11 protein-coding genes are annotated in these 10,960 nt (G+C 64.8%); 9 read left to right on the plus strand and 2 right to left on the minus strand.

Annotation, left to right across the window (positions count from 1 at the left end):
- The first annotated feature begins 74 nt into the window (after positions 1-74).
- The 7 genes from AC07VI_RS25710 to AC07VI_RS25740 are packed head-to-tail and all read left to right on the plus strand — an operon-like array spanning position 75 to position 7,120.
- Complete coding sequence (locus AC07VI_RS25710; protein WP_086144362.1) at positions 75-773, plus strand: Crp/Fnr family transcriptional regulator; 699 nt, start codon at positions 75-77, stop codon at positions 771-773.
- Positions 760-2,820 (plus strand): DUF4132 domain-containing protein, encoded by a 2,061-nt coding sequence (locus AC07VI_RS25715; protein ID WP_492992081.1) that lies wholly within the window; start codon positions 760-762, stop codon positions 2,818-2,820. Before AC07VI_RS25710 ends, AC07VI_RS25715 begins: the two co-directional genes overlap by 14 nt.
- Before the next feature lie 46 nt (positions 2,821-2,866).
- Positions 2,867-4,690: an aminopeptidase P family protein gene (locus tag AC07VI_RS25720; protein WP_492992083.1), complete on the plus strand. Its 1,824-nt coding sequence runs from the start codon at positions 2,867-2,869 to the stop codon at positions 4,688-4,690.
- Positions 4,690-4,938, plus strand: coding sequence for a hypothetical protein (locus AC07VI_RS25725; RefSeq protein WP_086144365.1), 249 nt, complete (start codon positions 4,690-4,692; stop codon positions 4,936-4,938). Before AC07VI_RS25720 ends, AC07VI_RS25725 begins: the two co-directional genes overlap by 1 nt.
- Position 4,939: 1 nt before the next feature.
- On the plus strand, positions 4,940-5,680 hold the full coding sequence (locus tag AC07VI_RS25730) for an MgtC/SapB family protein (protein ID WP_086144366.1): 741 nt from the start codon (positions 4,940-4,942) through the stop codon (positions 5,678-5,680).
- A 15-nt stretch (positions 5,681-5,695) separates the two neighbouring features.
- Complete coding sequence (locus tag AC07VI_RS25735; RefSeq protein WP_492992086.1) at positions 5,696-6,283, plus strand: DUF924 family protein; 588 nt, start codon at positions 5,696-5,698, stop codon at positions 6,281-6,283.
- A gap of 9 nt (positions 6,284-6,292) precedes the next feature.
- Complete coding sequence (locus AC07VI_RS25740; RefSeq protein ID WP_086144368.1) at positions 6,293-7,120, plus strand: Rossmann-like and DUF2520 domain-containing protein; 828 nt, start codon at positions 6,293-6,295, stop codon at positions 7,118-7,120.
- 5 nt (positions 7,121-7,125) lie between these two features.
- Here AC07VI_RS25740 and AC07VI_RS25745 read toward each other — a convergent pair whose 3' ends face one another.
- Positions 7,126-8,628 (minus strand): sensor domain-containing diguanylate cyclase, encoded by a 1,503-nt coding sequence (locus tag AC07VI_RS25745; RefSeq protein ID WP_226936142.1) that lies wholly within the window; start codon positions 8,626-8,628, stop codon positions 7,126-7,128.
- 249 nt (positions 8,629-8,877) lie between these two features.
- Here AC07VI_RS25745 and AC07VI_RS25750 point away from each other — a divergent pair, with 249 nt between their 5' ends.
- A complete protein-coding gene (locus AC07VI_RS25750) occupies positions 8,878-9,240 on the plus strand; it encodes an LOTUS domain-containing protein (protein WP_086144370.1) in 363 nt (120 codons plus the stop codon).
- A gap of 129 nt (positions 9,241-9,369) precedes the next feature.
- On the opposite strand, the gene AC07VI_RS25755 is transcribed toward AC07VI_RS25750, so the two are convergent.
- A complete protein-coding gene (locus AC07VI_RS25755; protein WP_492992089.1) occupies positions 9,370-9,951 on the minus strand; it encodes a molybdopterin-dependent oxidoreductase in 582 nt (193 codons plus the stop codon).
- 224 nt (positions 9,952-10,175) lie between these two features.
- Here AC07VI_RS25755 and AC07VI_RS25760 point away from each other — a divergent pair, with 224 nt between their 5' ends.
- Positions 10,176-10,757, plus strand: a complete 582-nt coding sequence (locus AC07VI_RS25760) for a porin family protein (RefSeq protein WP_086144372.1) — start codon at positions 10,176-10,178, stop codon at positions 10,755-10,757.
- Positions 10,758-10,960 lie beyond the last annotated feature (203 nt).

Raw genomic sequence — 10,960 nt, forward strand, 5'->3', positions numbered from 1 at the left:
GATAGTAGCTTGCGTTAGTTTGCCGAGTTGTCTTTTCGGGGACATTTACCCACTTTTCGATGGTGCATCGCACAATGACCAACCCTGATATCAGTCTCAAGGATGCCGTGCGCGCGGCAAACTGGGCGCAGCTGCTCGATCCCGTTCAACTGGCCCGGGTGGAGGCGGATGTGTTTGAAACCTTCGTGCCGAAAGGCGGTTTTGTCTGCCGCAAGGGCGAGCCGGTGGACAACTGGATCGGCGTCATCAGCGGCATGGTCAAGATGAATAATTTTTCCGCATCCGGCAAGGCCATGACCTTTATCGGCGTGCCGCCCGGCAGCTGGTTTGGCGAAGGCTCGCTGCTGAAGAACGAAATCCGCAAGTACGACACCATGGCCTTGCGCGACACGCGCGTGGCGCGCCTGCCCGGCGCCACCTTCCACTGGCTGCTGGAAACGAGTTTGCCATTTACGCGCTTTTTGCTGATGCAGTTGAACGAGCGCCTGGGACAGTTCATCGGCATGGTGGAAAACGAGCGCCTGCTGGACCTGAACACGCGCGTGGCGCGCTGCCTGGCGTCGATGTTCAATTCGCATTTGTACCCGGGCGTGGAAACCCTGGTGCAGCTGTCGCAGGAGGAAATCGGCCTGCTGTCCGGCTCCTCGCGCCAGCGCGCCAACCAGGCCTTGCAGGTGCTGGAAAAGAAAGGCTTGCTGCGCCTCGATTACGGCGGCATCCGCGTGCTGGATCTGGAAGGCTTGCGCCGCTACGAGGCCGATGATGCCATCTGAGTCCACTCGCGCCGCGGCGCTGCGCGCCCGCCTCGATGGCGGCTTTGTCGAGCATGCGCGCTTTACGGGGCCGCCGGTCGATTTCAGCGACTGGGCGCCAGAAGAACTGGGCGCCATCTGGGGTGCGCTGCACCGCGCGGCGCGCTTCGGCCATGACGATTATGCTCGGCGCGAACTGGCGCTGGCGCTATTGGAGCAAGCGAGCAGCATGAACCTGGCACCGGCGCTGGCAGGCGACATGTTCCTCGACGCGCTGGACGCGGCCCGCGTGCACGACTGGGACTACGCAATCGGCTGCCTGGCTTGCCTGCGCGGCACGCCACCGGAAGGCAGCGCGCAGCTGGCGCTGCGCGTCCTCGATGAACCGAAGCACTGGGGCGAACAGCATTTTGCCGCCTGGCTGCTGGCGCAGCTGGCCGGCGGCGACGCCCTGACCCAGTTCGGGCAGATGATGGACGAGCGCCATGCGCGCTACCCGATGCCCTTGACCTTGCAGGAACTTACCGTGCTGCCGCAGCTGGCGAAAACGTCGCTGCTGGCGCTGGCCGGCTCGCGCTACAGCGGCCACTGGAACCGCGACAGCATAGGCGAGGCGGACCCCGCCGAAGAGCTGGCCGACGATGCGGCGTATGTCGATTTTGCGCGTACGATACTGGAACAGGCGGCGCGCCATATCGCCGCCATTCATGATGGCAGCGTGCCGTATACGGCCGATGCCGCCTTTGCCACGGCAGACTCGCCGGTGCTGGCGCGTGCCGCGCGGGTGGCGTCCTATCGCGATGATGCATGGTTCAGGCCCGTGATCACCGTCCTGCTGCCTTTGGCATGCGTGGCGCCCGGCGCGGCCAAGAGCGCGCCGTCGCAGTCGCTGGCGATGGCGCTGGGTCATGCGGTGGAAACCATCCCCACGCCCGAAAGCCTGCTGGCCCTGCGCGCGGCGCTGGCCCAGGTGCGCCATGCCGGCATCCGCAAGAAGCTGGAACGCAATCTGAAACCGGCCGAACGGGCGCTGGCCGAACGGCCCGATATCGCCTGGAGGATCGGCATGCCGGGTCCCATGGGAAAGCGGCGCCAGGCCATGCTGGCGCGACGCCTGGAGGCCGGCTACGCCAGCGAGGTGTGGTTTGGCCTGGACCAATGGCGTGCCCTGCGCGACGATGCCGATATCGACGCGGTGGCGCGCGCGCTGGTCTGGCGCACGGGCGATGGGCTGGCCTTTATGCTCGACGGGAAAGGCGCCATCGATGCGCAGGGGCAGCCAGTGGATTTGCCTGCGCAAGGCGAGATCGGCCTGTGGCACCCCTTGCATGGCAGCGGGGAGGAGCGCGCCGCCTGGCAAGCGCTGCTCGCGCAGCGGCGTCTGCGCCAGCCGCTGCGCCAGGTTTATCGCGAAATATATGCAGCGCCTGGCGACGGCAGTGCCGCATTTGCAGGCTACCAGCTGTCGCTGCGCACCTTGCTGGGGCTGGCGCGCCGCGAAGGCTGGCGCCTGGACTACGATGAAGGCCTGTCGCGCCAGTTCGGCGCCTGGCGCGTATTGCTGCGCATCCAGGGACGCGTGTATCCGGGGGCGGGCGGCGCCTGCACGTCAAACGGGCTGGCGCCCGCGCAGATGATGCCGATGGCGCCGGTGGCATATTCGGAAGCGTGCCGCGCGGTGGACCTGCTGGTCAGCGCCAGCGCGTTGGCGCTGGTGGAGGAAGAGCAAAGCGTGGAGCGCGAACAGCGCCTGTTTTACCTGGCCAACCTGGCACCGGGGCCGATGGCGGACATGCGGCGCGCCGTGCTGGAACAGGTATTCGCGGACCTGATCAAGGATGGCCGGATGACGCTCGAAGCGCGCCACCTGATGGTGGGCGGGCATGCGATCCACCTGAGCACCGGCAGGGTCACCAAGGATGGCGCCGAGGCAGTGATCGTGGTGGCAGCACAGGGGAACAAGCTGGGCGCCGTGCCGTGGCTGCCCTACGACGAGGCGCTGCTGGAAAAAATCGCGGCCGCGGCCGGGGCGCTGCTGGCGCTGCAGCGAGTGCAGCCCGGCTGCTAATCGCGGTATCATAGGCACTTCCCGGCACCGCTCCATTTTCGCTCCCATGCAGACACCAGACCAATCCACTCCCGCTTCCCGTTTATCGCAGCTGCGCGGCGCCATGCGCGCGCAGCATATCGACGCCTGCATCGTGCCCTCGGCCGACCCGCATTTGTCCGAGTACCTGCCGGCCCGCTGGCAGGGCCGCGAGTGGCTGTCGGGCTTTACGGGGTCGGTCGGCACCCTGGTCGTGACGCAGGATTTTGCCGGCGTGTGGACCGATGGCCGTTACTGGGAACAGGCTGAAGACGAACTGGCCGGCAGCGGCATCGTCCTGAAGAAAATCCCGTCCGGTGCCAGCGTGCTGTATATCGACTGGCTGGGAGAGACCATGCAGCCGGGGCAGACGGTGGCCGTCGACGGCGCCGTGCTGGGTCTGGCCAATGCGCGCCTGCTGCAGCAGGCGCTGGGCGCGCAAGTGACCCTGCGCACGGATACCGATGTGCTGCAAGCCGTGTGGCCGCAGCGCCCGGCCATGCCTGGCGCGCCCGTGTTTGAACATGTACCCGCCTATCCGGCCCTGTCGCGTAATGAAAAACTGGCGGCCCTGCGTGCCAGCATGGCGGCGCACGGCGCCAGCCACCACGTCATTTCCACCCTCGACGATATCGCGTATTTGTTCAACCTGCGCGGCGCCGACGTGAACTACAACCCGGTCTTCCTCGCCCATGCGCTGGTGGGCCCCGAGCGCGCCACCCTGTTCGTCGCCGACGGCAAGCTGCCCGCCGCCCTGCGCGCCACGCTGGAGAGCGAAGGCGTGGACGTGGCCGCGTATGACCGCGCGGCCGCCGCGCTGGCCGCCCTGCCGGCCGGCGCCACCCTGCTGCTGGACCCGCGCCGCATCACCTTCGGCACGCGCCAGGCCGTGGCCGACGGCGTGCGCGTGGTGGAGTCCATCAACCCCACCACACTGGCCAAGTCGCGCAAGACGGACAGCGAAGCGGCGCATGTGCGCGCGGCCATGGAGCAGGACGGCGCCGCCCTGTGCGAATTTTTCAGCTGGTTGGATCGCACCCTGGCCGACCCGCAGCGCGCGCCGTTGACGGAAATCGGCGTCGATGAGCACCTGACGGCCGCCCGCGCGCGCCGCGCCGGTTTCGTCAGCCCCAGTTTCGGCACCATCGCCGGCTTCAATGCGCATGGCGCCATCATGCATTACCACGCGCATGCGGATTCGGCCGCCACCATCGAAGGCGACGGCTTGCTGCTGATCGACTCGGGTGGCCAGTACTGGGGCGGCACCACGGACATCACGCGCGTGGTTCCCGTCGGCACGATCACGGCAGAACACCGGCGCGATTTCACCCTCGTCTTGCGCAGCATGATTGCGCTGTCGCGCGCGCAGTTCCCGCGCGGCGTGAAGTCGCCCATGCTTGACTCCATCGCCCGCGCGCCCCTGTGGGCCGAGGGCATCGACTTTGGCCACGGCACGGGCCATGGCGTGGGCTTTTTCCTGAACGTCCACGAAGGGCCGCAATCGATTTCGCAGTCCGCCATGCCGGAGCCGCAGACGGCCATGGAGATAGGCATGATCACCTCCATCGAACCGGGCATTTATCGCCCTGGCCAGTGGGGCATCCGCATCGAGAACCTGGTGCTGAACGTGCCGGCGGGGACGACGCCATTCGGCGAATTCCTGCGCTTCGAAACCTTGACCCTGTGCCCGATCGACACGCGCTGCGTCGAGCGCTCGCTGTTGCGCGACGACGAGGCGGCCTGGCTCAACGACTACCACGCCACCGTGCGCGCGCGCCTGGCGCCGCACCTGGCGGCGCCCGCCGATGCGCCTGCGCTGGCGTGGCTGGAACAGCGCACGGGAGCCATCTGATGCGCTCGACCCGCGCCACGTCCGCCATCGAGCGGCTCAAGGAACGCAGCGGCCACCGCCTGTACACGATGGCGCGCACGGGCGATGAACTGTTCTTCCTCACGGAAGGCCCCGGCTTGCCGCCTTTGTGCCCGCCGCTGGAACTGGACGCCTTTGTCGCCTTCGTCAATGGCCTGGGGCCGCAAAAGGCGCGCCGCGTCAGCAAGCTCGATGTGGCGTTTGAAAAGCAGCTGACGAAAAAGCCCTAGCATGCCGACCATCGACTTCCTGCGCGCCTACTGGTCGCCGGCCGAGCTGGCGACGAATGGCGTGATCCTGCTGAATTTGCTGGGTGCGCTGTTGCTGGGCTTGCTGGTGGGCTATGAGCGCTCGTATCACGGGCGCGCGGCCGGCATGCGCACCTACAGCCTGGTCTGCATGGCCTCGGCCGCGTTGACGGTGCTGGGCGGCTATCCCGAGTTCTGGTACGGCGGCCATGGCGCCATCGTCGGCAGCGACCCCACGCGCGTCATCCAGGGCATCGTCACGGGCGTGGGCTTTCTCGGCGCCGGCGTCATCATGCGCGAGGGCTTCAATATCAGCGGCCTGACGACGGCCGCCTCGATCTGGGCCTCGTCCGTGATCGGCATCATGGTCGGCATCGGCTTTTACCTGTCGGCCATGGGCCTGGCCTTCCTGTGCGCGATGGCGATGATTTTTCTGTCAAAATTGGAAAACTGGCTGCCGTCGCGCCACGCGGTGGCCATCACCATGCGTTTCAAGCGCGATTTCGTGCCCCGCGAAGATGCGTTGCGGCGCATGGCCGCCAAGCGCGGCTATGACATCGCGGGCGGCTCGCTGACCATCGGCAGCACCGACGGCATGCAGGAATGGCGTTTTGTCGCCATCGCGCACGGCAAGAACACGGGCGCCAGCCTGTCGGCCATGTCGGCCGAACTGGCCGCCTTCGACGGCATCGCCGGCTTCCAGCTGTCGCATGCCCGCAATTAACCGGATGCCAACAGGATGAACATGGATGCACAGGCCCAAGACGTACTCGATTTCTGGTTTTTGCCGCCGGAACACCCTGGCTATGGCCAGTCGCGCGTGGAATGGTTCCGCAAGGATGACGCCTTCGACGCGCAGATACGCGCGCGTTTCGGCGCGCTGATCGACGCCGCCATAGCCGGCGGCTTGGGTGAATGGGATGCGACGCCGCACGGCGCGCTGGCGCGTCTCATCGTGCTCGATCAGTTCACGCGCAATGTGTACCGCGGCACGCCGCGCGCCTTTGCCGGCGACGTCGGGGCGCTGGCGCTGGCCGTCGCCTTGACGCAGCAGGGACTCGACCGGCAACTGCCGCCGATGCTGCGCGCCTTCGTGTATTTACCGTTCGAACATGCGGAAGACCTGGCCATGCAGGCACGCGCCGTCGAGCTGTTCCAGCTGCTGTCGCAGGCGCAGCCGGGTTTCGAGAGCATGCTTGATTATGCGCTGCGGCACCAGGAAGTGATTGCCCGCTTCGGCCGCTTCCCGCACCGCAACGCCATCCTCGGCCGCCCCTCCACCCCGGAAGAGGTGGAATTCCTGCGCCAGCCGGGATCGAGTTTTTAGAACATCATCATGAACGTGACATTGAATATCATCGGCGCCGGCCACGTGGGCAAGGTGCTGGGCCGCCTGTTCGCCGGCGTGGACGGCATCGCCGTGCAGGATGTGCTGACGCGCTCGATGGCGACGGCGCAGGCGGCCGTCGATTTCATGGGCGCCGGCAGCCCCGTCGCCGGCTATGCGGCCTTGCGGCGCGCCGACGTCACCATGCTGGCCGTGGCGGACGACCAGATCGGCCCGGCCTGCGCGGCGCTGGTGGCCGAGGGACGCCAGGCAGGCGCCATCGTGTTCCACTGCAGCGGCGCGCTGGCCTCGAACGTGCTGCTGGCGGCCACGCAGGCCGGTGCATCGGTGGCCAGCGCGCACCCGATCCGCAGCTTTGCCGATCCGCAGCAGGTGGCCGCCACCTTTGACGGCACGTTTTGCGGCGTCGAAGGCGATCCGCTGGCGCTGGCCTTCCTCACGCCGGCCTTGAATGCCATCGGCGCGCGTCCCGTGCCCATCGATCCGGCCGCCAAGACCCTGTATCACGCCGCCGCCGTCTTTGCCAGCAATTACCTGGTAACGGTGCTCGATGCCGCCCTGCGCGCCTACCAGGCGGCCGGCATCCCCGAGCCGGTGGCGCGCGAACTGGCGCAGCCTCTGGTGACGGAAGCGGTGGCGAACGTGTTCCGCCTGGGCGCGGCGCCAGCGCTGTCCGGCCCCATTGCACGCGGTGACGATGCCACTGTGCAACGCCAGCTGCAGGCCGTGCAAGCCTGGGATGCCGCCACGGGCGAGCTGTACCGGGCCCTGGTGGCGCCCACGCAGGACCTGGCCAGGCGCAAGCGCGGGCAATAAATCAGTCAGCTGGCGTGGACGCCATTGCGCCCGCCTTGTTTCGCCTGATACAGGGCGCTGTCGGCGCGCGAGAAGAAGGCCGATTCGCTTTCCTCCGGCCGGTATTCGGCCACGCCCAGGCTGATCGTCACGGGCAGTTGCGGCTCGGGCAAGCCGAAGTCGTGGCGTTCGACGGCGGCGCGCAGGTTTTCCGCCACTTCCACGGCTTGCGCCAGGCTGCAGTTATTCAGCAGTACCAGGTATTCCTCGCCGCCCCAGCGCGTGATGACGTCGCTTTCGCGCACGGTGGCGCGCGCCACGTCCGCCACGCCGCAAATGACCTTGTCGCCCCACAGATGGCCGTGGGTATCGTTGACGCGCTTGAAGAAGTCGATGTCGAAAAGGATGGCCGACATGGGCTGTGCATTGCGTTTGGACAATAACATGGCGCGCTGGAACAATAATTCCAGCGATTTGCGGTTCATCAAGCCCGTCAGCGCATCCGTCGAGGCGATGCGCTCGATGCGGCGCTGGTAGCGGTTCACCGTCAGCAGGGTCAGTACGAGCACCAGCAGGGTGACGCCAAAGCTGATGGCCAGGTTCAGGATGAACACGCCCTGCAGCGATCTGACCTCGTCGCTGACGTTCTGCTCGACCACCAGGTACCAGCCCAGTTCGGGAATGTAGCGCGAGTTGACGAGGATTTGCGCGCGGTCCTGCTGGTAGGACAGGTGCGTCGGCTCGCTCCGGTGATTGATGATCTGGTCGGCAATGGTGTTTACGCCGGGCAATTTGCGGATGTTGGCGTGACCATCGCGCATGGTCTTGCCAGCCAGCACCAGGGCACCGGCGCCGTCGACAAAATAAATGTTGCGGTGAAAGCGCGCCTGGTAGCGGTCGATGATGTGGCTCATGGTGTCGAGGGTCAGGCCGATGCCCGTGGCGCCGATGAACTGGCCGTCATAATCGTAGACGCGGTGGTTGATGAAGATGGTCATGCTGTCGCGGTTGGCCATGTCGATGTCGACATTGGTTTCATAGTCGCTGTTTTGCATGGCGCGCACGCGGTAGTACCAGATATCGCGCGTCGCCTCCGGGCTGACGGATTTCAAGGTGCCTTCCGCGTAATAATATTTGCTGCTCTTGTCCGAGACGAGAAAGCTGGTGATGGCGCCGTATTTCTTCTTCACTTCGGCCAGGTAGCGCACGATCTGCGCCGGGTTGCTTTCGCCGGCGAGTATCCAGTCGCGCACGAAGGTGTCATGCGCCATCAGCGAAGAGATGAAGACGGGGCGCAGCATGTCCTTCTGGATTTCGGAATAGATATTGTCGCCCGTCAAAGGCAGGGTCTGGTCGGCGATGCCATGTTCGATGGCCTGGCGCGAGGCCAGATAGCTGGCCAGGCTGGTGGCCATGAAGCCCGCCCCGAGGATCAGGGTCAGGAGTATGAGCAGGCGGTACTTGATCGACAGAAGACGCATGGGGACGAGGATAGGCTGGCCGGGACGTGCGGATGCGGGCCCAGGCATACGGGGCAGGGCGATCTTTACGCAAGCCAAAAGTATGCAGCAGGCCGAGTATTGGCGCAATGATAACTAGCTTTCCTGGCAATATGCGCTGTCTGACACGACAAGATAACCACGATTTACCAAATATAATTGCCGATTTGTCGACAAAGATGCCAATTAGCAATAAGATTTGGCGAAGGGAATCATCGCGCATTGCCCCTGTCATGTTGCCGCTTTCAGGCGCAGGACATCACGCGCAGGGAGTGTTTCATGTTATTTTTAAAGAGTACGTCTGTCAGCAAGGCGCCCGGGATCTATGAAGTCGATATCGCGGCCAAGCCGCCCGGCAAGACCTTCGGCGTTTTCCTCGCCACCGATCCCGACAATCCGCCGCATGCCCTGTTGGGGCAGTTGAGGACGCTTGGCTTCGAGAACACCTACAGTTCGCCCTATCTGCACAAGGATATGGGCAAGGTGCTGGACCTGCATTTCCAGAAAGACGGCACCGATATCTTCAAGGGCTGGAAAACCGAAGAGTGCACGCAGAACCTGGCGGCCATTACGGCCCTGTTCGAGGAGTACGGCATTACCATCGCGCCACGGGTTATGTCGATGGCGGAAGCCTACGCCTAAACGCCTGGCAAAACCTGCTGCGCGTCGCGCTTTGCGGCCGGCGATGCTCACCATGCTCAAGCACGTCTGCGCTTCTCGGCCACAAATCACTGCCGCTCGCTACGGTTTTGTCTGGCGTTGCAAGACAGCTCAACCCGCCTCCACGCCGATGTGATACAGCGCCCACGGGCAGCTGGCGAAACGTTCGGCCAGGGGCAGCGCCGCCACGGCCGCGATGCGGTCCGCATCGTGGATCGCCCATAGGGGACCCAGGCCGCCCAGCGCCATTGCCTGTCCATCGAGGTGGGTGGCGACGATGAAGCGTTGGGCGCGCGCCTGCGCCACGGTCAGCGCCGCCGCATAGCCGTCCACGCCGCGCAGCAGCAGGCGCACGGCATCATCCTGCGGCGCGCCCGCCACCGTCAGCACGTCGAGCAGCAGCGGTCCGCGCAAGGCATGCGCCTTGCCGTCATATTCCAGGGTGGGGCGGATGGTGTGCGCCGGCAAGGCTGTCAGCGCCGTGAAGTCGAACGCCCGCGCCCGTTCAAAGCTGATCTTTTGCTTGTGCATCATCTGGTCGCGCACGGCGTCGAAGGGACCCCGGTTCGGCTTGGCTACGCTGCCCGTGACGGTCAGCAGGGCCGGCCCGCGCAGCGCTGGCGGCGCCGCGCGAGCCATGGCCGGCACGGTGGCAGCCGTCATGGCGGCGGCGAGAAACTGGCGTTTGTGCATGCACTTCTCCTGTTCGTCTGAAATTCGATTTTCTCTTAAGTCTATCTTAAGTTCGCGCAACGGTGCGTATCTTTCATTTATTGTCAGTTTGAAATTCCCATTTACATCTTGTCACAGTTCTTACGGAATGGAGAAAGACGTAGCTTTTTTCGACTGTTATTGTGTACGCATCGCACTTCGCTGAACTGCGAATTCTGGCACGTCAACCAATTGAAAGAGAGAACATGATGAAGAAGAAAATCCTGTTTGCAATGATCGCCACTGCTACCGCATTCACCGGCATGGGCGTCGCGCACGCTGAAGGCGCTTACGTCGGCGCCGGCATTACCGGCAACCGTTATAACTTCGACATTCCTGGCGCCACCAGCGCCGATAACCACAGCGGCTACAAGGCCGGCGGCAAGGTGTTTGCCGGTTATGACTTCGACAAGACTTGGGCGGTCGAGGGCGGCTACGCCGATTTCGGCAGCAAGGATTACAGCTATGTCACGGGCGCCGGCAACGGTGCCGTGAAAAGCGACTCGCACGGCTATTACCTGGCCGGCAAGGCCACCATGCCCGTGAGCGACAAGGTGGGCGTGTTCGGCAAGCTGGGCGTGGCCAAGGTCAACAATAGCCTGAGCGGCACGGGCCTGTCGAGCGGCGTGACGGGCGAGAACAAGACGGGCGTGTATGCCTCCGTCGGTGCCCAGTACGCGATCAACGAGAAAGTCTCGCTGACGGCGGAAGTGGAACACTTCGGCAAGAGCGCCGACCAGGGCCACAAGGCCACCGGCCTGGCACTGGGCGCACGCTACAACTTCTAAAAACCTATTGCGCGGCACGCTTTGCGGCCGCCGATGCTCACTGCCTCGGCGGCCCCGTGCTATAGCACGGTTCCGTTTCCCGGCCACATGCGTTGCCGCTCGCGACGGTTTTCAATGCTTGAAATATGTGTCCAGTCCTAAAATAGGTTGACAGTATTTATTGCTGCACAAACGCCCGATGCACCGCATCGGGCGTTTTGTAC

Source organism: Janthinobacterium sp. GW821-FHT03A03, assembly GCF_059421435.1.